Consider the following 24,167-nt stretch of genomic DNA (forward strand, 5'->3'; position numbering starts at 1 on the left):
AATTTATACCTACTCTAATTTTTTAGTATCTCTATTATTCGATTCGCCGCAAACTTTACAGATGTCTCCTCTTTATCTATGCCGTTTACCAATCGTTGATTATTAGTATTACTTAGTAAAGATTTAATTTTTCTCGCAATTTCGCTAACATCTTGATTATCATATATAACATCGTTAGATTCTAACGTTGAAATTATTGATTTCGCCCCTGTTTCTTTAGATAAAAGCAAATCACATCCATTAACAAGCGCCTCTATAGGAGCCAATCCAAAGGTCTCAAAGCTACTATTCTGTACAAATAATTTTGCCTTTTGATAATATAAAGGCATTTCATTATGTGGTACTTTAGAGAAATATTTAACAAAAGGGTAGGAAAGGATCTCTTCGAGATCCTTTCCTTCATTACCTATAACAATAAGGTTAAGCGATTTTTTTTCTTGTTGATTAAGTAACTCGATAGCTTTACAAACTGATTTGATTTTTTTTCTCGGCATCCCCCCGCCGACTGCTAGTAAAGTATTCTCTTCCCTCTCTACAAGCTTCTCTTTACTAATAGAAATTGTATCCCAGTCAATACCGTTATTTACATAATTCAATTTTTTTTTGTGTTGAGGATAGTTATTCTCCATCCAATGCATAAAATTTTTAGAAACACAAATTATTTTGGGCGCTAGTTCTAATACCTTATTTTCGATATCGACTCCTCTTTGATTGTACTCACCATTTATTTTCCCTTCAATATCCCGACATCCATGCATTAAATAAGCCGATTTAACCCCTAACAGTTTGGCAATTCTAAATCCTATAATATTGATTTTTGACATGCCCGAAAAAAGAACTGCATCCACTTTCCTAATTTGTAAAAAAAGGTCCACTACCCTTTTAATTTTGGATTGCTCCTGTAAAAAAATTGTATTCTCAGGTAGCTGCTCTTTTAATGCTTTATTAACATTTGCCGGTCCTGTATTACCAATAAGATCTCCTACGAATAATAATTTCAACTCATCGCTCTCCCAAACTTTTTTTATACTCTTTATGACCGTTTAACATTTCTTTAATCGCTTGTAGTAGAGTCATTTTAGATTTATATTTTTTATAATGTCTGAGCGCAAATTGCAAGATAAGTACAGTCACCCATCTGTTTGATAAGGCACTAAAAACTGCACCCCGATCATAGAAATATTTTTTATTAAATCCTTTAAACCAAGAAGATTCACCAATATATAAATCGGCAATCTTAATGGGTTCATATTTAATTTTTAATCCTTTTTTTAAACATTCATATAAAAAAATATTTTCTTCTCCCATCCTATAAATAGAACCTGCTCCAAATTGCTCATTAAATTGAATGTTTGCTTTTTTAATTTTTTCAATTCTAAATGCAATCTCAACAGAAGAAGTTTTTAAGGAACTAAGATATCCTAATCTTTTACTTTGATTTTCATATCTTTTGAATGACTTATTAATTCCTTCCACCTGGAATCTAATAATATCATAATCTGGATTTTCGTCGAATGTCTTCTGGATTAATTCACTATAATTATCAACATATATTAGGTCATCATCCGCTAACAAAACAATACCGTCATCATTTGAATTAGATATTGCCTTATTACGACTTTTACTTAATCCTACATCCTCGCTGCACACATAAGTTAATTTATGATTCTGTACACATAAGGCTTCTTGTTTTTCATACCCACACTGATTTACTATTACTGCATCCGTTGATATATTCATCTTCTCAAACAAATCAACAGGATTTGATCTATTCATTGTAGAGACTAATACCTGAACACTCATATTTCCACACCCTAAACTAGATAAATAAAATACTCACTTTATTCCAATAACATATATCCTACAATTGAAAACTTTATCTATCTTGTACTCTCAGCTTTTTCCCAAAATGGCTTTGCTTTTCCAGTCAATATATTATAGACACCTACCCATTGTGCAATTATCGTTACACAATAATAATAAGTTAATGTTACATACTTATTGTTTGTCTTAGTTATTACTTTTATCAATGCCATGAAATAAAATAGCATTTGTCCAATAAATGTTATTAAATAAAACCAAGATTCTGGTACCAATAATGCATTGGATATTAGTACTACAAGATGCGCGATCCATAGCAAATACCTGCATGTTCTATGTCCAAAATAAAAATAAGAAAACCATTTATACTTAAATATATTCATTATCCTTATATCTGGTAAAATATGCTTTAAAATAATTCGATTCATTCTTACTTTGCGACCAAATTCATCTTCAATAACCTCACCAGCTTTTTCACAAGCAACCGCATCATGATTCGCAATCGCCCTTTTTCCTTGAAGTGCATACAATGGTGGCATTGCACTATCGTGACATTGTATTGGATTAAAGTCATAATAATCCTTAGTTCTACATGCATATAAAGCCCCATTACCAGCTGTTATAGTTTGCATTCGCCCTTCAATTTCACGCATTACCATGTCGCTATCCCAATAACTTGCTTCAGCATTACTTACATCACTCGACCCTTGATTAACAATCATTAATCTTCCCGAAACATATGCAATTTCCTCTGACGTAAATGCTGCCATAAGTTCTTTAACAGATTTTTTATCCATCATAGAGTTTGCATCGGTCATAACTAAATACTCTGTTTTCACATTTTTTTGTGCTTCATTTTGTGCATTTGTTTTTCCTTTTCGAGCTTTCACTTCATAAAGTCTTATTTTGCTATCTTGATTTTCTTTAATAAACTCTCTAACAATTTCATTAGTTTTGTCTGTACTATTATCAGAAGCTATTAAGAATTCAATTTTATCTTTAGGATAATCTAACTCTAAAATATTATTAAGTTTATTTAAAATTACTTTTTCCTCATTATGAGCAACTACCATAACAGTTACTGTCGGCTGATGAGAGTAATTCTTTTCAAGCTTTCGATTCTTATATAAATTTCCAATTAATTTTAATGATATAGGATAACCAACCATCGCCCAAACTATAATAAATCCACTTATATAAAATAGATATTTGTATAAAAACTCCATTTATCTTCTCCCTTAATTGTTCTATTCTTCCATCCTTTTTGCGGGGATCCCTACATACGTTCCCGCTTCAGTTATATCTCTAATTACTACAGATCCTGCACCAATTTTACATTCTCTAGTAATATTAATGTTATTAATTACTATACTTCCAATAGCTAACCAAGTGCCTGACCCAACCTTTACTGTACCCGCTAAATGTACGCCTGGTGATATATGAACATAATCCTCAATTACATTGTCGTGATCTACTGTAGAAGCGGTGTTAATGATGCAACCTTTTCCAATTTTAGTACAACAGTTAATTACAGCTCCTGCCATCACTACAGTTCCTGCTTCCAAATAGACTTGCTCTCCGATAATCGCACTCGGATGAATTAAAATTGGAATGCTAGCTCCTTTAGTTTCAAGCTGTCTCTGGATTTTCTCACGTATAGCATTATTACCAATTCCAACGAAAAAATCGTAATCATCTATATATTTCGAGATACTTGCTGATTTATCAATTATTTCTATTCCCATTGAACATCCTATATTTTCATTATCATCTAAAAAAGCAACGCTCTGCCATTTATTCATTTTCAGTGCAATATCAGCTATGACCCTTCCATGACCACTAGCTCCTATTATAAGAAGTTTTTTTTTCATAACTCTATACTTCCTTTTTGATCTCCCTTAAATGGTTCCATCGTTGCAGCTGTTTCTGAATTAATTCCTTCTCTAATAAAAACTTTCTTAATTGTTAAAAGGATAATCTTCCAATCTGTAGTGAAACTTACACGATCTACATACTCTACATCATAATTAAATTTCTCTTCCCAACTAATAGCATTACGCCCATTAACTTGCGCTAACCCTGACAACCCAGGCCTAACTTCATGGCGACGCTTTTGATGTTCATTATATAATGGTAAGTACTGAACTAATAAAGGCCTTGGTCCTATAATTGACATATCACCTTTAAAAATATTAAAAAGCCCAGGTAATTCATCAAGTGATGTCGAACGTAAAAATTTTCCGAACTTAGTAAGCCTTACACTATCGGGTAGTAGCTCGCCATTTTCATTTTTTTCATCTGTCATTGTTCTAAATTTATACATTTTAAAAATAGTTCCATTTAATCCAGGTCGCTCTTGTTTAAATAATACCGGACTACCCAATTTTGTCTTCACAAGAAAAGCAACGATAAGAAATACTGGACTAAGTATTATAATAGCAATTAAAGATAGTATAAAATCCATTGGCCTTTTTATAAACCGTCCATAGATGCCAACTTTAGAAGTCCTCATTACGCTATCCACAACCCTTTAATAATTTTCACAACTTTCTCTAAATCTTCATCCGTCATTTTCGTATCACTTGGTAAACAAACACCATTCTCAAATAATTTCTCCGATACATCTGTACCAACAAAATCATATTTCGCAAAGAATGGTTGTAAATGCATAGGTTTCCAAACTGGTCTAGATTCAACATTTTCTTTTTCAAGAGCTTCCATTACATCAATTGGGCGAATCTTACCGTTTAGTGTCATAGAACTTAGCCAATAGTTTGGTTCATTCCACTCATTACTAGGCATAAATTCAATACCTTCAAGCCCTTCTAATTCTCTCTTATAAAAATCAAATATGTATCTTTTCTTCTGAACCCTTTGATCTAACACTTTAAGTTGTCCTCTACCAATACCAGCAACTACATTACTCATGCGATAGTTAAAGCCTAATTCACTATGTTGATAATGTCTGGCTTGATCTCTACTTTGAGTAGCCCAAAATCTTACCTTTGAAACTCTTTCTTCATTATTAGAAACGAGCATACCACCACCAGAAGTAGTGATAATCTTATTACCATTAAAAGAGAAGATGCCATAATCTCCGAAACTACCAGTATGTTTGCCCTTATAATAAGTGCCCAAAGATTCAGCAGCATCTTCGATTAAAGTGACATCGTATTTTTTACAAAGTTCAACAATCTTATCCATATCCGCAGAAAGACCATATAAATGAACTACTATAACTGCCTTTACGTTCGGATATTTTTTAAAAGCTTCTTCTAAAGCTTTAGGACACATATTCCAAGTTTCATAATCACTATCTATGAAAACAGGTGTAGCATTTTGATAAATGATAGGGTTGGCAGTGGCTGAGAATGTAAGTGTTTGGCAGAAAACAATATCCCCCTCCCCTACTCCTGCTGCTTTTAAAGCCAAATGAATTGCAGCTGTCCCAGAAGACAGTGCCGCGGCTGCTTTAGAGCCCACCTTCACTGCTAGTTCCCTTTCAAATCCATTCACATTTTCCCCAAGTGGCGCAATCCAATTTGTATCGAAAGCTTCCTTAACATAATGCATTTCATAACCTTCATCACTCATATGTGGTGATGAAAGAAATATTCTGTCTCCCATTTAAAAAACTTCCTTCCCTTAAATTAGTTTTTTAGATTAACTTTATTATTTGCAATATCTAATAATCGTTCTCTTATTTCTTCTTTACTAATTCCTTCAAAATCATTCATAAACTGTCTTAGAATTGCTTGATCCATTAAAACAGCCTTTCCTATATGAATTTTAGGGAATATTTGCTCTGGATGAATCTCACCCTCATTTAATAACTCTTCATACATTTTTTCACCTGGTCTTAATCCAGTAAATTCAATTCCAATTTCCTCAATAGAATACCCCGAAAGGGTAATTAAGTTTTTAGCTAAATCCACGATCTTTACTGGGTCTCCCATATCGAGAACAAATAATTCTCCACCTCTAGCTAATGTACCAGCTTGAATTACTAACCTAGAAGCTTCTGGTATTGTCATAAAGTAACGAATCATATCAGGATGAGTAACTGTTACAGGTCCGCCTTTTTGAATTTGCTTCTTAAATAGCGGGATTACACTTCCCCTACTTCCAAGGACGTTACCAAACCTAACAGCTACAAATCGTGTACTTGTACTTACAGACGCCATATGTTGGACAAGCATTTCTGCAAATCTTTTTGTAGCGCCCATTACGTTCGTTGGATTTACAGCTTTATCTGTAGAAACCATAACAAATGTATTTACTTTAAATGTATCGGCAGCTTCTGCAACATTTTTCGTACCAAAAATATTATTTTTCACAGCCTCTTCAGGATTACGTTCCATTAAAGGTACATGTTTATGTGCCGCTGCATGATATACGATATATGGTTGGTGCTTTTTCATTATTTCAAAGATCTTATGTCTATCTTGAATATCAGCAATTTCTGTCGTAATTTCAACTATATCTTTATAAGTAACTCTCATTTCCATTTCGATATTATAAATGCTGTTTTCACCATGTCCTAAAAGAACAATTTTTGCTGGTCTATATTTCATTACTTGACGACAAATTTCTGATCCAATTGATCCACCAGCACCTGTTACTAAAATTGTTTTACCTGTAATCTTTTCTCCAATTCCTGCATCATCTAATTGGATTGGCTCTCTGCCTAATAAATCTTCCACTTGTACATCTCGGAATTCATTAACAGAAACTTTGCCATCTAAAAGATCTTCAAGCATCGGTACAATTTGCGTTTTCGCCTTCGTTTTTCTACACTTCTCAAAAATCTCGTTTATTTGATTTCTATTTAAAGAAGGAATTGCGATAATAATATGTTCAATATCGTTATCTTCCACAATTTCTTGAATATGATTTGTTGTACCCACAACCGGCACATTATAAATTTCTAATTTCTGTTTATTTCTATCATCATCAACAAATGCAATTGGATATAGGTCTGCTTCTTTATTATGTTGTAATTGACGTACTACCATTGTCCCTGCTGAACCTGCACCAATAATTAATGTTCGTTTTTTATCAGTAGCTTTCGTAATATACGTATCACGGAACATACGCCATACAAAGCGAGAGCCACCAATTAATAATAAATGTAACATCCATGCGATAGCTAAAATTCGAACATAAATATCGTGATTTATAATCTGTTGAACAATTGCTGTTACAATAATGGAAAGTGTAATTGCCTTAAATATTTGTTTTAATTCTCCAATGCTTGCATATTCCCATGCCTTGTTATAAAGCTTATAAATAGCAGCAAAAATATGATGACTACACAATAATGTAATAGAACTAATAACTACTGTCATAGGAATTTTGTTTAATACATTAGGATGTATGAACCAATAACTTAAATACACGGCAGTTAATACAATAAATGAATCTAATAAAATTAATAATGAGAGCCGTTTTCGATAACTCAATATATCTGTTCCCTTCTTTATATAATTCTCATCTTATTCATAATAAAAAAGGACATTCTCTTATGAATGTACCTCTTCTTTTTTTACAAGTTCCTTCATATACTTCATTAACTCTACATTTAATTCTTCATTTTGTAGTGCCATCTCAATCGTCGTCTTAATAAATCCAAATTTCTCTCCAACATCGTAACGCGTACCTTCAAAGTCATAAGCAAATACACGTTGAACTTCATTTAATCGTTGAATTGCATCTGTCAATTGGATTTCTCCACCAGCGCCTGTTTGTTGATTTTCAAGGAACATAAAGATTTCTGGTGTTAATACGTAACGACCCATAATTGCTAAATTTGATGGTGCCGTACCTTTCGCTGGCTTTTCAACAAATTTACGTACTTGATAACGACGTTCATTTTGTTCAACTGGATCGATAATACCGTAACGATGTGTTTCATTTTCAGGCACTGTTTGTACACCGATAACTGATGACTGTGTACCGTCATATTGATCCATTAATTGGCGTAAACATGGCGTTTCTGCTTGTACAATATCATCACCAAGTAATACCGCAAATGGTTCGTTTCCAATAAACTTACGTGCACACCATACCGCATGCCCAAGTCCTTTTGGTTCCTTTTGTCTTATGTAATGAATGTTAATCTTTGAAGAAGCTTGTACTTTCTCAAGCATTTCATGTTTTCCTTTTTCTAAAAGGCTTTGTTCTAACTCAAAAGAATGATCAAAATGATCTTCAATTGCGCGTTTTCCTTTTCCAGTCACAATAATAATATCTTCAATTCCAGATTCTATCGCTTCTTCTACTATGTATTGAATTGTCGGTTTATCAACGATAGGTAACATTTCTTTCGGCATCGCTTTCGTTGCTGGTAAAAACCTCGTCCCCAGACCAGCTACTGGAATAATCGCTTTTCTTACTTTTTTCAATTATAATCCCCCTATATCATCTTATTTATATGTAACAATAATAAAAACCCTACCTATAGAGTCACTTGTATAACTCCATAGGTAGAGTTTCTATTAGAAATAAATTATGGGCATCTAACCCAACCTCACGTCATACTCCCGACGACAAGCGTCTAAGGTAGGCACGAAATAAAATTTCTACCCACAGCACGACCGAGTGCCTCCGTTGATAACGGTTAGGAGACATCACCAATTCTTTATTTAAAAAATACCAAACAATTTTTTACGACGAATTTGTTCTGGATCTTCTTTATAAATTGCTTTCCCGCTAATGATTAAATACGGATTCTCTCTTAAATCGTTCATAACAGTTGCACCGAATTCTTTCTCTATTAGTTCATAACTTTCCGCTAGATGAAATCCTCTGGACGTTGTGTTATGTGCATCTGATGCAATCATATGTGTTAAATTATGTTCCACAAGCTGCAGTGAAAACTTTTTAATTTTTTTACCAAACTTACCTAGTAAACTACCTGCAGTTACTTGAGTTAGTGCACCTTTATTTACAAGATTATATAACTTATCTGGCCGCTCGATTAACTCGGCATTACGTTCGGGGTGAACGATAATTGGGATCATTCCTTTTACACGTAGTTCATAGAATAGTTGTTCTGCATAACGAGGTACATGATTAGATGGAAATTCAATGAATATGTATTTGTTTGTTTCATTTAAAGTAACGATTTTACCAGCTTCATAGTCTTCTAATAAGTCACCATATAACCTGACCTCTTGCCCCGGTAAAATGGTAAGTGGAATATTATGTTGTTGTAGTTCATCATTTAGTTGTTTTACTTGATGAATAATTGAGGTACGTTCATTTATATATTTTCCATTTTGGTGATGTGGTGTTGCGACAATTGTATGTATTCCTTCTGACATAGCTTGTTGTGCCATCGCTAAACTATCTGTTTCTGTCTGTGCACCATCATCGATACCAGGTAAAATATGACAATGTAAATCAATCATTTATGTCATCCTCCTTCTCTCATAGTAATCTTTTTCCTCTTGAATATGAGACATCTCATATTCAAGAGGAAAAAGGAGATATGATAAAAACATATCTCGCTTTGAAATTAGTTTGCACCATAGTAATAATATAAGCCTTGTTCACGTTCACGATCATTCAGAACAACGCCTAACAATTTACCTTTTGCTGATTCTAATAAACCTTTTGCTTTTACTGCTGTTTCTTTTTCTGTCGATTCACTACGAACGACAAGAATAGACGCATCACATACATTCGCCATAATTTGTGCGTCAGTTACAGCTAAAATTGGTGGTAGGTCAAAGATAACTAAATCATAAAGGCTATATGCTTGTGCAAGTAGTTCTTGCATCGATTTTGAGCCTAATAATTCTGCTGGATTTGGCGGAATTGGTCCACACGCTAAAAAGTGTAAATTATCTACAGCTGTTGGTTGTACACATTTTTCTAAACGTTCACTATGCGTTAATACGTTCGTCAATCCGAAAATATTATCTACTTGAAACATTTGGTGCATCGCTGGTTTACGCATATCTGCATCAATTAATAATACTTTCTTTCCTTGTTGTGCAAACACGACTGCCATATTCGCTGTCGTTGTTGTTTTCCCTTCACTTGGGTTTGCAGATGTTACCATTAATGAATGTAAATTTGTATCAACAGCTGCAAATTCAATATTCGTTCGAATATTACGATATTGTTCTGAAATTGGTGATTTCGGTTGTTGATGAGCAATTAATTGACGACGTTGACGATGATTCTTCTTCTTTTTAAATAAATTAAGAGCCAATTGTTTGTCCCCTCACTTTTCTTGATGATGGAGCGTGCGATTTCACGTTCATTGTTTCTTCATCCATACGAGCTACAATACCTAACACTGGTAAACCAAGTAAGTTTTCTACATCTTCTTCTTTTTTTACTGTGTTATCTAAGTATTCTAGTAAAAATGCAAGACCAACTGCTGCCATTAAGCCAACAACGAAGGCAATTGCCACATTTAACATTGGACGTGGTTTAATTGGAGATTGATTTTCTGCAACTTCTGCTTTAGATAGTACTGTTACGTTATCCACGTTCATAATTTTTGCAACTTCACCTTTAAATACATCCGCAGTTGCATTTGCAATATCACGAGCTACTTTTGGATCTTTATCATCAGCTGTAACAGAAATAACTTGTGAATCTTTTTCATTCGCAACATTAATCTTCTTCGTTAAAGCTTGCGCTGTCATATTTAAATTTAATTTTTCATTTACTTGTTCTAAGATTACTGGACTTTTAATAATAACCTTATATGTATTCGTTAATTGAATATTCGTTTGAACTTCACCAGCTTGAAACATCGATCCCTCTTGTTTCTTCTGGTTAACAAGAATTTGCGTCGAAGATTGATAGATTGGTGTCATAAAGAAGAAGCTAATGATAGCACTTACTATAGCGGCACCAAAGGCGATTACGAGGATCATTGCTAAACGTTTTTTTAAAATATGAAATAACTCTTTCAAACTAATTGTTTCTTCCATAAGTTCCTCCAACTTTCTAAAATTTGCACATAAGAAAAATTATAACATATAAATCTTACATTTTTTATTTTGATTGATTTCGTTCGACATTTATTCACATCAAGCACATATAATCTTACAAAATAATCTTAAATATGACAACACATTCCATCGAATTCCCAAATTTTCCATTATAACATGTTTTTTGTATAATACAATAAATGATTTTAAAATAATTCAAAAAAGCCAATAAAAATAGTTATTGGCCTTAAAAATCATTATATTATACATTATTTTCTAATAATATCCATATTGTCCCTGATCTTCTCTCTTATCATTTAAAACAACACCAAGTAATTTACCAGACGCTTTGTCTAATATTTGCTTCGCTTTTAAGATTTTATCTTTTTCTGTTTTTTCACTACGTACGACCAGTACGATTCCATCGCATTTGTTCGCTAAGAGTTGTGCATCGGTAACCGCAAGGACTGGTGGTGTGTCGATTAAAATAATATCAAACATGTTATATGCTTCTAGTAATAGCTCGTCCATTGCCCGGCTACCTAATAGTTCAGCTGGGTTTGGCGGGATTGGACCTGATGCCATTAAATAAACGTTCTCTATATCTGTTTTTTGAATGCATTGCATGAATTTCGCTTGTCCTGATAATAGGTTCGTTAAGCCATTAGGGCTATGAACAGCAAACAAGTTTTGAATGGTTGGCTTACGTAAGTCCGCTCCAATTAACAATACCTTTTTTCCTTGTTGACCAAAAACGACTGCTAGATTGGAAACTGTCGTTGTTTTTCCTTCACCCGGATTTGCCGAAGTGACAACAATAGAACGGATACTGCTATCTATAGATGTAAACTCAATGTTTGTACGGATGTTACGGTACTGTTCCGCAATACGTGACTTAGGCTCTTTATGTGTAATTAATTGTCGTAATGGTTTTCTTTTTTTTCTCCCGAACATGGTATGATCTCCTCTTTTCAAAATGCGACACTTTCCCCTTTATCTCTCTATGTTCGATATGCTACGCCCATTTTTCATTTGTTTATACTGTTAATTTTCCCCATCACTTTCCTCTACACTTCATCATAACCAATCATAATAAGCTTTGTCCTACCTCATAACCTTTATAATGTGACAACCGCGTCTCTATTTTTATCGCGCTATCATTTATCTTAATTTCAAGATATTTATAGCGTCATTATATACGAACTTCCATTCATTTACAACAAGAATTCTGATTAATCTGTATTTTAATATTTCGGATAAAAGATATATGAATTAAAAAAATTCTCCTGCATGTTGCAGAAGAATTTTTTTAATTCACATCTATTCTTTTTTATCACCAATCGCAAATGTAATTTCAGCTTCACATGCAACTTCACCATCTACTGTTGCGATTGCTTTTCCTTTTCCGATTGGACCACGTACACGCGTCATTTCTACTTCTAGACGAAGTTGATCACCTGGACGTACTTGTTTTTTGAAACGACAATTGTCGATACCTGCGAAGAAAGCAAGTTTTCCGCGGTTTTCTTCTTTCTTTAATACAGCAACTGCTCCAACTTGTGCTAATGCTTCTACAATAAGTACACCGGGCATAACTGCGTAGTCAGGAAAGTGCCCGTTAAAGAATTCTTCGTTGGCGGATACATTTTTAATTCCAACCGCTCTTTTTCCTTCATCTACTTCTAATATTTTATCAACAAGTAAAAATGGATAGCGGTGAGGAATGATTTCTTTAATTTGTTCTATATTTAGCATATAACAATCGCCCCTTTTGTAATATTGGTCTTACCACTTGGACATATTGTCTATTATCCCATTTTGTTTATTGTTTGTCATTATAAAGTGAAACTTTACTTCCTATTTATAAAAAAATGCATACACTCTATTCTCTTAAAATAGTTGCACATCCTTGCAACTGACACGGAGGTAGAAAAGAGTGTATGCCCAGATTAGGGAAAGGCAATATGTATTAACACATGATTTGCCTTAATGTCGTATTCGACTCATTATATTATAAACGTTTTCAAATACGGAAATATTAAATTTAACCATATATATGAATATTTTACCTATATTCTTCGTTTTTCTTTATTTTTCTTCTATTTTCTCAAAAAATCGAAATAAAAAAATAAAAATACAAAAAAAGAACTAAGGTTTACACCTTAGTTCCTCTCATTTTATCGTAAAGCACGCTTTGGTAATCTATCGATATTCTCTAACATAATACCTGTACCAACCGCAACGCAGTGCATTGGGTTTTCAGCAATTAATACTGGTACTTTTAGTTCTTCTGCTAGAAGCATGTCGATACCGTGTAGTAAAGCTCCACCGCCTGTTAGAATGACACCGCGGTCGATGATGTCCGCTGATAGTTCTGGTGGTGTGCGCTCTAGTACGCCTTTTGCAGCTTGTACAATAACAGCCGCATTTTCTTTTAATGCTTCTGTAATTTCTTCTGAGCATACTGTAATTGTACGTGGTAAACCTGTTACCATATCACGTCCGCGAATTTCAAGTTCTTCGCTACGTGCACCTGGGAATACTGTACCAACTTTAATTTTAATATCTTCTGAAGTACGTTCTCCAATTAATAGCTTATACTTACGTTTAATGTAGTTTAAGATCTCCATATCAAACTTATCGCCAGCCATTTTGATAGAGGAAGAGGTAACAATATCACCCATAGATAGTACAGCGATATCTGTTGTACCTCCACCAATATCAACAACCATGTTACCGCTTGGTTGGAAGATTTCCATACCAGCACCAACTGCGGCTACTTTTGGTTCTTCTTCTAAAAATACTGTTTTACCACCTGAACGTTCAGCAGCCTCACGAATTGCTTTTTGTTCTACTGATGTGATATTTGTTGGACAACAAATTAAAATGCGAGGTTTTGAAAAGAAGCTCTTTACGTCCAATTTGTTAATGAAATACTTTAACATTGCTTCTGTAATTTCGAAATCTGCGATTACACCATCTTTTAGTGGACGAATGGCTACAATATTACCAGGCGTACGTCCCACCATACTTCTTGCTTCTTCACCTACTGCTAATACTTTACCTGTGTTACGATCAATAGCAACAACAGATGGCTCATTTAATACAATACCCTTACCTTTAACATGGATTAATACGTTAGCCGTACCTAGGTCAATTCCGATATCTCGCGCAAACATTCCCGTTTTTTCCTCCTCGATATTCAAAATCAGGTTACACCCGAATTCTTTTACACCTAATTTCTGATTTTATCATAAATTTAACAGAAACGTAATATTCGCAAAAAGAATTCTTCTGAAAAATATTACCGAATTGAAACGGAATGTTTGCGATCGCATATTTATTGACGTACCGGCTTTTCTACATCTTCTTTTCTATACTTTTGTTTTGTTGCTTCTCCGCCTCTTAAATGACGAATAGACTTATGATAATCAAGAATTTCTTTCACTTCATTTGCGAGCTCTGGATTAATTTCTGGTAGACGTTCCGTTAAATCTTTATGGACTGTACTCTTTGATACCCCAAATTCCTTTGCAATGACACGCACTGTCTTTCTTGTCTCCACGATATACTTACCAATCTTGATAGTTCTCTCTTTGATGTAATCGTGCACACCACTCGCCTCCCTAAATTGGATGTGAGAAGGGTGAAATGAGCCTCGCTGCATACGACTTAGAAGTAAGTGTGAGTGCTGTTTGTAAGCGTTAAACATTCTTGGATTTATAATGAAATGATTCACGATTTCTCACCTCAAACACTCTCTTTGCTTTGGTTTATACCATTGTATTGCCCGCACTACTGATATATGCTACATGTTCACTATTTTTGCGGACTAAGTTAAGAAAAATTACGTTTTTTTGTGAGAAATACGTTAACAGTGACTATTTTGGCGAAAAAAATGACACCTTGTATACAAGGCGTCATTCTTCTCGTTCTAACTCTTCTTCTAACAATTGATGGTGGGGAACCTCTTTCTTACCGGCAATGTAATAATATAAAGTAAATAAAACAAACAATAAAATAATAGCAGTCGACAGAACAAACAAAAATGACACAGTATCCCCTCCTTTTTGTAATATATATTCGAGAATCTCGTCATTTTTCCTTGTTATTGCAACTCTTTTCTCGAAATTGAGTATTTTTATATGAAAATAAAAAAATCAGCTCTCCTAGTGAGAACTGATTTTTTCACTTTCTTATTCTTGTGAAGAAGAACTATTAGATGATTCTGTAGAACCATTTGTTGATTTTTCTTCTTTCTTCGGTTCTTCTTTTTTGTCACTAGTTGAACCGCTAGTTGATTTCTCTTCTTTTTGAGACTTGTCTTCTGTTTTACTTTCTGGTTTCGTGCTCGTTGACTTTTCTTCTTTTTGAGATTTGTCATCAGCTTTTTTACCAGAAGCGTTCGTTGCCTTTGCAGCACCTGCATCAGCTTTAATTTCTGCTACTGACTTATTTAAGTAGCGCTCAGGGTTCACAGCCACATTGTCTTTACGTACTTCAAAGTGAACGTGAGAACCTGCTTCTTTATTCATTGCACTTAGACCGGATTTTCCTAATACTTCACCTTGTACAACTCGTGCACCTTTTTCTACTTTTACACTGCCTAAGCTTTGATAAGAAGCTGCTACACCATTTCCGCTATCAACTGTTACAACATAACCAAGAAGCGAATCTTTTTCAGCTTTCGTTACTGTACCACTTAAAGCAGCTGTAACATTGAATTCTTTTCCATTCTTCGCAGCAATGTCAATTCCTTTGTTCGGGGAATATGTGTTGTTATAAAAGACAAGTGCTTTTTCTTGTTCCGCCTCAGTTGCTGCATCTTCATAGAACTTCTTCTGTACAACTACTTCCGCATTAGCAGGAGCTGGCATTTTCACTACTTCTGAAGACTTCGTTACTGGTACTGCTGGATCTTCCGTTTGTGTATACGGCGTTGCTTGATCTTGGTTCGGAGTCTTCTTCGGATTAGCTCCTTGGAACCATAGTGCAACCATTAAAATTACCGCTGCACAAGCAATGTATAGTGCCGGAAATACCCATCTTTTTTGAAATAAATGTACTACCTTTTGCGACTTTTTATTATTTCTTCCTCGCATTCCATCATCACCTCAGCAATCATTTTGAACAATATTCACGCATCCTATACAACCTATAACTAATTACTTTTCGACAAAATCTGTAAAAATATGTATAGGAATTGTAAAATTTCCGAGGAAATGATAGAAAAAAGAAAAAACTGAGCGTTTTGGCTCAGTTTTTAATCTAATTGTTTCTTTTTATACACGATTAAACATGCAATAAGTGAAATAATAAGCCAAGCTCCAACATTTATCATATGCCCACTAATACTACTAAATCCTGCACCCTCTACTAAGCTTTTAATTGCCTTTTCAAGATGAGATGTTGGAAGATAACTAATCATTGTCTTAATGACTTTATTTTCAACCATTGGCTCAAATTGTACAGCTAAATACATCGTCATTAATATCGGCATTCCAATTAGTGATGTTTGTGGGACAGACTCAGCTAGTAATCCAATCATTGTTCCAATTAAAGTAAATAGAATTGTTCCACATAAGAAAACAAATGCTAGTAATAAGAAATTTCCACTTAATTGATCCAAAATGAATAAGTTTACAATAGAAATACCTAACGTTAAACATGCTGTTAATATACTTTTCCCAAAAAGGACTTCAACAGAAGAAGCCGGTGATAGCATTAACACACGTAACGTATGTTTTTCTTTCTCTTCTGCAATTACCATCGATTGAACAAACCCAGCAACAAATAGAAAGGCCATTAAAGTAATAATGCCAACCCCTGCACTCCCTTGTCCAAATCGGCTAAATATGAATGCAAATATAATTGGTAAAGATGCCATTAGCAACACTTGTGAATTTGTCTTAAAATCTTGTACTTCTTTTCTAAAAATAGCTGATACACGTCTCATTGAAAATGTCATTATAATCTCCTCCCAGTAACTTCAATAAAGATATCGCCTAGCGTTGGCTCATAAGAATGAATAGATAATAATTCTCCTTTTTTCATCCATTCTGAAATGCGTTTTGCACCTAATTCATCTTTTTGTACCGTTTCTTTCTTCTTATCCTTTAACACGACTTGTATTTGATCTTTCGCGTATTGTAAGCGAAGGTTCTCCGGTGTATCAAGCGCTACAATTTCTCCGCCGCATAGAAAGGCAATGCGGTTACAAAGCGTTTCTGCTTCGTCCATATTGTGCGTCGTTAAGAAAATCGTCGTTCCTTCTTTATTTAAGTCTTTTAAGATTTTATGAATGTTTTGTACGTTTACTGGATCAAGTGCAGATGTTGGTTCGTCTAAGAAGAGGATATCTGGTTTATGAAGGATTGCTCTAGCTAGTGTAACGCGCTGCTTCATTCCCTTTGATAGTTTTTTTACTAATGTTTTTTTATCATCTAATAAGTTCACTTGCGCTAATACTTCATCGATTCGTTCTTTTTTGCAATCATATAAGTCACAAAATAATAGTAAGTTATCATAAATGCTAAGTCTTTCATATAAACCACTGTTGTCTGTTAAAATACCAATTCGTTTATAATCGATGCTGCTTGGCCCTGTAATATCTTTCCCTAATACTTTTACCGTTCCAACGCTATGAAGTAATTGAGAAGTTAATATTTTTACTGTCGTCGTTTTCCCAGATCCACTCGGTCCGAGGAATCCAAAAATTTCTCCTTGCTTCACCTCAATATTTACATTTCGAAGTGCTGTTTTTTCATTGAAACTTTTCATTACATCTTTCATTTCAATTGCCAATGTCATCTCGTCATCCCCTTTGTTTTTTTCTTTTATAGATGAAAGTCGCTTTAGCGCTTTTCGTTTGTTTGTTTCGCTTTTCTTGACTCAATCATATGAAAATCAAAGGGTTTACGCAGTAAAATACCGGTAAAAGGAGTATTTTTACCGGTGAATGAATCGTATTTTGAGCTTATTGGAGCACTTCTTATAGCCCAATTACACCTTTCAACTCATCCATTCGTCCTTTCGAAAGCGGAATTGAACTTTTTCTTTCGTCGTCTAAAATTAAGCTGAAACTGTTACGAGTCCAAGTAATTACTTCTCGTACTCTTTGTAAATTCACAAGGTAAGAGCGATGACATCTAAAGAAACCAAAACCTGTTAATCTCGCTTCTAGTTCACTTAATGTTAATGCGCATACGAAATCACCTTCACGAACGTGAATATGGGTTACTCCGTTTTGCGTTTCAATGAAATGGATTTCCATTGGGTCTAATAAGATGATTTTATCGTTTACTTTCGCTGGTATTCTTTCTAACTTCATTTGCGGAATCATTTGAACGACTTTTTCTTCATCGACCTCTTCTGCTTCCTCTTGTTCAATCTCTACTTTTTTCACACCATCATTGTTTAATATGTATACATCTTCTGTTAACGAAAGGGCATCAGATAGGAAAGATGACGTAATAAAAATCGCCTTTCCTTGCTCTTTCATTTTCATAATTGCTTTTCGAATCATAATCGTACTCTCTGTATCTACATTTTGCTCTGGTTCTTCCAAAATGACTAAATCTGGATTATGAATCATCACTCGCCCAATATGAAGACGACGTTTCTCTGAAAATGATAGTTTTTCTATTTTAACGTTTAATTTATCTAAAAGGCCGGCATATTGTACAACTTCTTCTATACTCATATTTGATTCATACAGCCCTAATAAAAACTTATAGTATTCCTTTACCTTCAAACGATCATATGCTTCATCTTTCAAAAAACAAAAGCCGATGCGAGAATAATTTCTCTTTCCAATCGCTTCACCTTCAAATAGCACATTGCCAGTTGAAGCTTCTTCCTCACCAATAATAATGCGGTGCAACACTTTAGCTGTATGGTTATTACATTGCAAAACAACACATTGCCCCTTCTCAACCTTCAGTTCAACTGCCGGTAACTGGTTCGTCTTACCTAACTGTTTCAACTCCAGTAACGCCATTTTGTCTCCCCCAAATACTTTTTATCCTATTATACCAAACAATTAATGGAAAATTATGATATTTTAAACAAAAAGCAGGTGCCAGGAGACCCTGACACCTACTTCTTCACCATCAACTTACCTTCATAATCGTTCATCGTCTTTATTTCAACGCCTTTGTAGTAATGAGCGACGATATCTGTATATTTCTTGCCCTCTGCTGCCATGCCGTTCGCTCCGTATTGGCTCATGCCAACGCCGTGGCCGAAGCCTTTCGTCGTAACGATGATTTTATCCCCTTGTTGTTTCCATGTGAAGTCGGAAGAGCGTAAGTCTAACTTTTCACGAACTTCCTTTCCTGTTAATGTTTTCCCTTGAAATGCTACATCCTTTACGCGCTTTCCTTCCGTAAGATCTTTAATATTTCCAACTTTCCCGTCTGCTAGCACTTTCACACCGAGACGTTTTTGAAAGTCAGCTACGGTAAAGGTTTGCTCGCTCGTAAATTTCGGAGAGGCTTGATCCCACGGGCTATCTACACTCTTTAAGTACGGATAATCATTTCCCCAGTAATCGGCTGCATTTTCTGTCCGGCCATTACTCGTTGAGAAGAATGATGCTGAGATTGGCTTTCCGTCATACGTTAAAACTTGTCCTGCGGTTTTCGAAACAGCTTCTTCGATTTTCTTCAAATTATTTTCGTAGTTATTGCCCCATTGTTTTTTCAATTCTTCTTTGCTTTTGTACACTTGATCTTTCACCGTATCTGTCACGTCCGCATTGTTTTTCTTACCTCCGCTTAGCATACGCTGCACGACAAATGTTCTCGCTGCTAATGCCTGCGCCTTTAGCGCCTCTATTTCAAAACTGGCATTCATCTCAGAAGCTACTACACCGGTCACATACTCCTCCATAGGTAATGACTCTACCTTTTTCTGTTTCTCGCGATATACAGCAACTTGAACCGCTGTATCCACTTTCCCTGGAGCTGGTATACTTTCTTTCGCTGGAGGAGTTTTAGAAGCTGCTTTTTCCTCTACTTTTGCTTTCGCAAACGGAATCACAAGAGCAGCAGGTACAATGATAACGAGCGCTATGAGAAGCGCTACTGTAATAAAAAGTGGCTTTGAAAATTTCATCTTATTTCCCCCAATATGAAAAAGCTTTACTCCATTCATTCTTATGGAACAACTCTTTCTTTTAGAACATACTTAAGGGGAACCATATAAAACAAAAATTTTCTAAATATTTTTACTGGTACGTGCATAAGTATAGAATTTCTTGACTATAACAGTAATAAGCCCAAAAAAATAGCCTCTATGTCAAAAGACATAGAGACTATTTCAATTAAGCGTGAAGATCAGAAACTTCTTGTTCTTTCACTTCTTCTACTTTTTCGTTTACACGTTCAATAGTTGCACCTAATGCAGCTAATTTCTTATGGAAGTTTACATAGCCACGGTCAAGATGTTTTAACTCAGTTACACGAGTGTAACCTTCTGATACTAAGCCAGCTAAGATTAATGCAGCTGCAGCACGTAAATCAGTTGCTGCTACTTCAGCACCTTGTAAGCTGTTTGGACCGTTCATAATAACAGAACGACCTTCGATTTTAATATCAGCATTCATACGACGGAATTCTTCAACGTGCATAAAGCGGTTTTCGAATACCGTTTCTGTAATCATACTTGTTCCATCAGCTTGTAGTAATAATGCCATCATTTGTGATTGCATGTCTGTTGGGAAACCTGGGTGAGGCATAGTTTTAATATCAACCGCTTTTAACTTATCTGGGCCGATAACACGTACACCTTCATTTTCCTCAATAATTTTAACACCCATTTCTTCCATCTTCGCTGTAATTGAGCGTAAATGTTCAGGCACAGCATTTTCAATTAAGATGTCTCCACCAGTAATTGCCGCTGCAACCATGAATGTTCCCGCTTCAATACGGTCAGGAATAATAGAGTGGTTTGCACCATATAATTTATCAACGCCTTCGATACGAATCGTTCCAGTTCCAGCTCCGCGTACTTTCGCTCCCATCGCATTTAAGAAGTTAGCTAAGTCAACGATTTCTGGTTCTTTCGCTGCGTTTTCAAGGATTGTTGTCCCTTTTGCTAATGTAGCTGCAGACATAATGTTTTCTGTCGCGCCCACGCTTGGGAAGTCTAAATAAATTTTAGCTCCTTTTAGTTCTCCCTCAACGTATGCCTCAACAAAACCGTTACCAACCTGTACTTTTGCTCCCATTGCTTCGAAGCCTTTTAAATGTTGGTCAATTGGACGTGAACCAATTGCACATCCACCAGGAAGTGCAATACGAGCACGACCGTTACGTGCTAATAAAGGTCCCATTACTTGAACAGATGCACGCATTTTACGTACATATTCAAATGGTGCTTCAATGTTTAGCTCTTTAGAAGCATCGATTGTTACTTGGTTATTTTCAAATACGACTTCAGCATTTAAATGACGTAATACCTCATTAATTGTGTATACATCAGACAAAACTGGTACTTCAGATAGTACATTCTTTCCATCACTCGCTAATAGGGCTGCAGCGATTATAGGTAATACAGCATTTTTTGCGCCCTCAACACGCACTGTGCCGTTTAACCGCTTTCCGCCACGGACGATGATCTTTTCCAAATTATTCCCCTCCGTGTCCTTTTTTCAGTATCTATTCACTCAATACTCAGAAGTTATGATCGGTGTGCCAACCACAATTGTATCTTTGTTGTCTGTAGAACGTATTGCTATTTGCACATTTATTTTCTCTCTATTTGTTGAAAGAGCGTCATCCCACTTTTTATTGTATGCGGAGACTGACACAAATGCTCTTTCTTCTATCTGTTCGATCGCTCTTGCTGAAAGATCTTTCAAAACCTGATTGGTTTTATTTTGCAAAACACCTTCAATCTTATCATTCAGTACACCTTGAACACAAGTGTAAATTATAGGTTTTTCACTAAAAATTTTATTCGTTTTCTGAATATACTTCGGGTCCCATTTTGCCCCGCTTACTTCAAAGATAATGAAAGTGTTTTCTTTAGTATTTTCCTTACTCCAAGTTACTACTACTCGTTCTTCATAGGAAGAAAATTTTTTATAGGATGTAGCTTTATATCCATCTGGAGATTGCTCTAATTCCCACTTTTGAATATTCGCCTTATCCTTCACATCGTTTAACAACTTTTGAAACGTATGTATATTAGAAATTGTTTTTGTTTCTCGTGCTAACCATGACCATTTCTCTACTTTAGCATCATTTTTCTCTACAGCTGCGATCATGTTCTCCATCTTCTGTTCATCGCTTATCGGTTTCATCTCTCTATATCCAACCAAAAATAAAACAACACTAAGTGCAACAATAAGAATGGCTTTAAGCTTCAATTTCATCCCCTCCTATCCCCATTGTTAACGGAGATTTGAGGTTCTATACACTTACTTTACTAAATACGTTAAACTCTTTGAATAGCCTAAATAATCAAGGAAAAAGTTACTTACAGATGTCCCAATTGCAATTGTAATTAAGATGAGTAATACTCTCGTCTGCATCACCTTTCCAGGCTTCATTAAACGCTCAATGTGAATACCTTGTAAGGCCCACCACGTAATGGTAATAAACAATAAATGCGAAACGATGGCAATCAGTGCTTGTTGCCCTAAAAGATGTGCCAAAAAACCGACTCCTTTTTACCCAGCTACTACTTACGAAATACTATAAAAACGATACCATAATAAGTAGGAGCCACACTTTTTCAAATACAAATAAGCATCTTACATTTTACATCGTAATTTTCTCTTTAAAAGCGTATACTTATATGCATTTTCAATCGTAATTCACACAAAATAAAAAGCGCAGAGTAACGACTCCACACCTTTTATTTTCACTATTGTACCACGTTCCCTAAGAAGAAGAAATCTTTCATTAATGGAAAATATTCATAAAAGAAATTGTATCCAATCATCGGCATAATCCCTAGTATTACAATCGAAATTGCGCAAAGGCTCATCACAACCTTTATATTGAGTGGCAAACGAATTTTCTCTTCTACTTCTCCTGTACGGAAAAACATTTGCTGTAAAATACGGAAATAATATACGAATGAAATGACTGTCGTCCCCATCATAATAGAAGCTAGTACGTAATGAGCTGGCTCTACATGAAGGGCCCCTAAAAAGATGTTAATTTTCCCAATGAAACCAGCTGTTCCTGGTATCCCCGCTAGCGATAAAATAAAAATCGTCATCACGATCGCTGTAAATGGCGACCTTTTATATAATCCAGTGAAAATGGTCATATTTTCTTTGTCGCTTTGTAAGATTAAGCCGTGGATAATTGCAAACGCGCCTATATTCATAAGCATATATGCAAGCATGTAAAACCACATGCTATCCATCGTAAATGGCGATAATGCTACAAGCGGTACGAGTAAATATCCTGCATGCGCGATGCCTGAATAAGCAAATAAGCGTTTTACGTTATATTGCTTTAATGCGACTACATTTCCAATAATCATCGTAATACTAGCTAGCACAGCGATGTATATGCTCATACGTCCGTATAAAGATTGCATGTCTCCTTGCACCGATACACTTGCAAAAACCATGAGGAACAGACGGATAATGAGTAAGAACCCAGCAATTTTAGAAATCGTTCCAAGAAAAGCAGTAACAGGTGTAGCCGCTCCCTCATACACATCAGGCGCCCACATATGAAACGGCACTGTAGCAATTTTGAATGAGAGCCCAACGAGTAATAGTAGAAATGCAAGAGCTAGCAATAATTGAATGCCACCAGCCAGTTCCCCAGCAAATACCTTTTGCATATCCACAATATTAGTTGATCCTGTAATGCCGTATAAATAACTCATTCCAAAGAGCGTAATTGCCGTTCCAATTCCTCCATTAATGACATATTTCATTGCTGCCTCATTTGATGCACGGTTCTTTTTTCGTACTCCTACTAAAATGTAAGAAGAAAGTGAAAGCAATTCTAAACCGACGAAAAGTGTAATGAAATCAACGCTAGAAGCCATAAACATCGCCCCAAGGAGCGCCATTAAAAATAAGTAATAATATTCTCCCTTATCTTCAATTAGATTTTTCTTATCATCGCTCATTGCGATGCATAAAATGAGGGCAGCACCGCCTAACAACAACGTTTTAAATCCTTTTGAAAATCCATCTAACACAAACGACCCATTTAAAATATCTCCTGCTGGTTCGCTATATAGCGTAATTAGTGACACGATTGCTAATACGACCGCCGCGATGGCACCAAGCGCTACGTATCTATGGTTCAGCTTAAAAAACAAATCACATATGGAAAGAAGGATGGCAGCTCCGAGAATAATGAATTCTGGCACCATGAGATGCCATGATAAGCTAAGTAACGTATTCATATC

25 protein-coding genes are annotated in these 24,167 nt (G+C 35.3%); all 25 read right to left on the reverse strand.

Features of this window, described 5'->3' with window-relative positions; translation table 11 throughout:
* Nucleotides 1-14 precede the first annotated feature (14 nt).
* The gene (locus ACTFSI_RS11130) at nucleotides 15-1,001 is read right to left on the reverse strand and encodes a glycosyltransferase family 4 protein (protein ID WP_440045391.1); all 987 of its coding nucleotides are present in this window, start codon (nucleotides 999-1,001) and stop codon (nucleotides 15-17) included.
* 1 nt (nucleotide 1,002) lies between these two features.
* Nucleotides 1,003-1,803, reverse strand: a complete 801-nt coding sequence (locus tag ACTFSI_RS11135; RefSeq protein ID WP_440045392.1) for a glycosyltransferase — start codon at nucleotides 1,801-1,803, stop codon at nucleotides 1,003-1,005.
* A gap of 77 nt (nucleotides 1,804-1,880) precedes the next feature.
* The gene (locus ACTFSI_RS11140; protein ID WP_440045393.1) at nucleotides 1,881-3,047 is read right to left on the reverse strand and encodes a glycosyltransferase family 2 protein; all 1,167 of its coding nucleotides are present in this window, start codon (nucleotides 3,045-3,047) and stop codon (nucleotides 1,881-1,883) included.
* 21 nt (nucleotides 3,048-3,068) lie between these two features.
* Nucleotides 3,069-3,692, reverse strand: coding sequence for an acetyltransferase (locus ACTFSI_RS11145; RefSeq protein WP_440045394.1), 624 nt, complete (start codon nucleotides 3,690-3,692; stop codon nucleotides 3,069-3,071).
* Nucleotides 3,689-4,333, reverse strand: a complete 645-nt coding sequence (locus ACTFSI_RS11150) for a sugar transferase (RefSeq protein WP_440045395.1) — start codon at nucleotides 4,331-4,333, stop codon at nucleotides 3,689-3,691. Before ACTFSI_RS11150 ends, ACTFSI_RS11145 begins: the two co-directional genes overlap by 4 nt.
* Nucleotides 4,333-5,448: a DegT/DnrJ/EryC1/StrS family aminotransferase gene (locus tag ACTFSI_RS11155; RefSeq protein WP_440045396.1), complete on the reverse strand. Its 1,116-nt coding sequence runs from the start codon at nucleotides 5,446-5,448 to the stop codon at nucleotides 4,333-4,335. The genes ACTFSI_RS11150 and ACTFSI_RS11155 overlap by 1 nt, the downstream gene beginning before the upstream one ends.
* Before the next feature lie 23 nt (nucleotides 5,449-5,471).
* Nucleotides 5,472-7,283, reverse strand: coding sequence for a polysaccharide biosynthesis protein (locus ACTFSI_RS11160; protein WP_440045397.1), 1,812 nt, complete (start codon nucleotides 7,281-7,283; stop codon nucleotides 5,472-5,474).
* 60 nt (nucleotides 7,284-7,343) lie between these two features.
* On the reverse strand, nucleotides 7,344-8,225 hold the full coding sequence (gene bpsC / locus ACTFSI_RS11165; protein ID WP_440045398.1) for a UTP--glucose-1-phosphate uridylyltransferase BpsC: 882 nt from the start codon (nucleotides 8,223-8,225) through the stop codon (nucleotides 7,344-7,346).
* Nucleotides 8,226-8,465: 240 nt separating this feature from the next.
* Complete coding sequence (locus ACTFSI_RS11170) at nucleotides 8,466-9,233, reverse strand: tyrosine-protein phosphatase (protein WP_440045399.1); 768 nt, start codon at nucleotides 9,231-9,233, stop codon at nucleotides 8,466-8,468.
* Between the two features lie 107 nt (nucleotides 9,234-9,340).
* Nucleotides 9,341-10,042: a CpsD/CapB family tyrosine-protein kinase gene (locus ACTFSI_RS11175; RefSeq protein ID WP_047956922.1), complete on the reverse strand. Its 702-nt coding sequence runs from the start codon at nucleotides 10,040-10,042 to the stop codon at nucleotides 9,341-9,343.
* A complete protein-coding gene (locus ACTFSI_RS11180; protein WP_048552922.1) occupies nucleotides 10,032-10,775 on the reverse strand; it encodes a YveK family protein in 744 nt (247 codons plus the stop codon). The genes ACTFSI_RS11175 and ACTFSI_RS11180 overlap by 11 nt, the downstream gene beginning before the upstream one ends.
* A 276-nt stretch (nucleotides 10,776-11,051) precedes the next feature.
* Nucleotides 11,052-11,729 carry a CpsD/CapB family tyrosine-protein kinase gene (locus ACTFSI_RS11185; RefSeq protein WP_440045400.1) on the reverse strand — a complete coding sequence of 226 codons (678 nt, stop codon included), beginning with the start codon at nucleotides 11,727-11,729 and terminating at the stop codon, nucleotides 11,052-11,054.
* Between the two features lie 366 nt (nucleotides 11,730-12,095).
* A complete protein-coding gene (gene fabZ, locus ACTFSI_RS11190) occupies nucleotides 12,096-12,530 on the reverse strand; it encodes a 3-hydroxyacyl-ACP dehydratase FabZ (RefSeq protein WP_440045401.1) in 435 nt (144 codons plus the stop codon).
* A gap of 422 nt (nucleotides 12,531-12,952) precedes the next feature.
* The gene (locus ACTFSI_RS11195) at nucleotides 12,953-13,954 is read right to left on the reverse strand and encodes a rod shape-determining protein (RefSeq protein ID WP_000457987.1); all 1,002 of its coding nucleotides are present in this window, start codon (nucleotides 13,952-13,954) and stop codon (nucleotides 12,953-12,955) included.
* Between the two features lie 161 nt (nucleotides 13,955-14,115).
* Nucleotides 14,116-14,388: a sporulation transcriptional regulator SpoIIID gene (gene spoIIID, locus ACTFSI_RS11200; RefSeq protein ID WP_000544012.1), complete on the reverse strand. Its 273-nt coding sequence runs from the start codon at nucleotides 14,386-14,388 to the stop codon at nucleotides 14,116-14,118.
* A 307-nt stretch (nucleotides 14,389-14,695) separates the two neighbouring features.
* Nucleotides 14,696-14,830: a hypothetical protein gene (locus tag ACTFSI_RS11205; protein WP_000008903.1), complete on the reverse strand. Its 135-nt coding sequence runs from the start codon at nucleotides 14,828-14,830 to the stop codon at nucleotides 14,696-14,698.
* Between the two features lie 141 nt (nucleotides 14,831-14,971).
* Nucleotides 14,972-15,877 (reverse strand): M23 family metallopeptidase, encoded by a 906-nt coding sequence (locus ACTFSI_RS11210; RefSeq protein WP_001214941.1) that lies wholly within the window; start codon nucleotides 15,875-15,877, stop codon nucleotides 14,972-14,974.
* A 161-nt stretch (nucleotides 15,878-16,038) separates the two neighbouring features.
* Nucleotides 16,039-16,743, reverse strand: a complete 705-nt coding sequence (locus tag ACTFSI_RS11215; RefSeq protein ID WP_440045402.1) for an ABC transporter permease — start codon at nucleotides 16,741-16,743, stop codon at nucleotides 16,039-16,041.
* On the reverse strand, nucleotides 16,743-17,585 hold the full coding sequence (locus tag ACTFSI_RS11220) for an ATP-binding cassette domain-containing protein (protein WP_440045403.1): 843 nt from the start codon (nucleotides 17,583-17,585) through the stop codon (nucleotides 16,743-16,745). Before ACTFSI_RS11220 ends, ACTFSI_RS11215 begins: the two co-directional genes overlap by 1 nt.
* 181 nt (nucleotides 17,586-17,766) lie before the next feature.
* The gene (locus tag ACTFSI_RS11225) at nucleotides 17,767-18,774 is read right to left on the reverse strand and encodes a LytTR family transcriptional regulator DNA-binding domain-containing protein (RefSeq protein WP_001185952.1); all 1,008 of its coding nucleotides are present in this window, start codon (nucleotides 18,772-18,774) and stop codon (nucleotides 17,767-17,769) included.
* A gap of 98 nt (nucleotides 18,775-18,872) precedes the next feature.
* A complete protein-coding gene (spoIID, locus tag ACTFSI_RS11230) occupies nucleotides 18,873-19,892 on the reverse strand; it encodes a stage II sporulation protein D (protein ID WP_197225830.1) in 1,020 nt (339 codons plus the stop codon).
* Between the two features lie 208 nt (nucleotides 19,893-20,100).
* Nucleotides 20,101-21,405, reverse strand: coding sequence for a UDP-N-acetylglucosamine 1-carboxyvinyltransferase (gene murA / locus ACTFSI_RS11235; RefSeq protein ID WP_000411263.1), 1,305 nt, complete (start codon nucleotides 21,403-21,405; stop codon nucleotides 20,101-20,103).
* A 39-nt stretch (nucleotides 21,406-21,444) separates the two neighbouring features.
* Nucleotides 21,445-22,149, reverse strand: coding sequence for a YwmB family TATA-box binding protein (locus tag ACTFSI_RS11240; RefSeq protein ID WP_000767902.1), 705 nt, complete (start codon nucleotides 22,147-22,149; stop codon nucleotides 21,445-21,447).
* A gap of 51 nt (nucleotides 22,150-22,200) precedes the next feature.
* Entirely contained in the window at nucleotides 22,201-22,437 is a 237-nt protein-coding gene (locus ACTFSI_RS11245) for a DUF1146 family protein (RefSeq protein WP_000940742.1), read from the reverse strand.
* Nucleotides 22,438-22,649: 212 nt separating this feature from the next.
* The gene (nuoN, locus tag ACTFSI_RS11250; protein WP_336619246.1) at nucleotides 22,650-24,164 is read right to left on the reverse strand and encodes an NADH-quinone oxidoreductase subunit NuoN; all 1,515 of its coding nucleotides are present in this window, start codon (nucleotides 24,162-24,164) and stop codon (nucleotides 22,650-22,652) included.
* Nucleotides 24,165-24,167: the final 3 nt, after the last annotated feature.

Source organism: Bacillus cereus group sp. MYBK101-2 (genome assembly GCF_051918845.1).
GTDB classification, from domain to species: domain Bacteria; phylum Bacillota; class Bacilli; order Bacillales; family Bacillaceae_G; genus Bacillus_A; species Bacillus_A paranthracis.

Bases quoted from the DNA above. Each gene is read 5' to 3' on its own strand.
- ACTFSI_RS11135 (WP_440045392.1), bottom strand. From the start codon at position 1,803: ATGAGTGTTCAGGTATTAGTCTCTACAATGAATAGATCAAATCCTGTT.
- ACTFSI_RS11140 (WP_440045393.1), bottom strand. From the start codon at position 3,047: ATGGAGTTTTTATACAAATATCTATTTTATATAAGTGGATTTATTATA.
- ACTFSI_RS11145 (WP_440045394.1), bottom strand. From the start codon at position 3,692: ATGAAAAAAAAACTTCTTATAATAGGAGCTAGTGGTCATGGAAGGGTC.
- ACTFSI_RS11150 (WP_440045395.1), bottom strand. From the start codon at position 4,333: ATGAGGACTTCTAAAGTTGGCATCTATGGACGGTTTATAAAAAGGCCA.
- ACTFSI_RS11155 (WP_440045396.1), bottom strand. From the start codon at position 5,448: ATGGGAGACAGAATATTTCTTTCATCACCACATATGAGTGATGAAGGT.
- ACTFSI_RS11170 (WP_440045399.1), bottom strand. From the start codon at position 9,233: ATGATTGATTTACATTGTCATATTTTACCTGGTATCGATGATGGTGCA.
- ACTFSI_RS11180 (WP_048552922.1), bottom strand. From the start codon at position 10,775: ATGGAAGAAACAATTAGTTTGAAAGAGTTATTTCATATTTTAAAAAAA.
- ACTFSI_RS11185 (WP_440045400.1), bottom strand. From the start codon at position 11,729: ATGTTCGGGAGAAAAAAAAGAAAACCATTACGACAATTAATTACACAT.
- fabZ (WP_440045401.1), bottom strand. From the start codon at position 12,530: ATGCTAAATATAGAACAAATTAAAGAAATCATTCCTCACCGCTATCCA.
- ACTFSI_RS11195 (WP_000457987.1), bottom strand. From the start codon at position 13,954: ATGTTTGCGCGAGATATCGGAATTGACCTAGGTACGGCTAACGTATTA.
- ACTFSI_RS11210 (WP_001214941.1), bottom strand. From the start codon at position 15,877: ATGCGAGGAAGAAATAATAAAAAGTCGCAAAAGGTAGTACATTTATTT.
- ACTFSI_RS11215 (WP_440045402.1), bottom strand. From the start codon at position 16,743: ATGACATTTTCAATGAGACGTGTATCAGCTATTTTTAGAAAAGAAGTA.
- ACTFSI_RS11220 (WP_440045403.1), bottom strand. From the start codon at position 17,585: ATGACATTGGCAATTGAAATGAAAGATGTAATGAAAAGTTTCAATGAA.
- ACTFSI_RS11225 (WP_001185952.1), bottom strand. From the start codon at position 18,774: ATGGCGTTACTGGAGTTGAAACAGTTAGGTAAGACGAACCAGTTACCG.
- spoIID (WP_197225830.1), bottom strand. From the start codon at position 19,892: ATGAAATTTTCAAAGCCACTTTTTATTACAGTAGCGCTTCTCATAGCG.
- nuoN (WP_336619246.1), bottom strand. From the start codon at position 24,164: ATGAATACGTTACTTAGCTTATCATGGCATCTCATGGTGCCAGAATTC.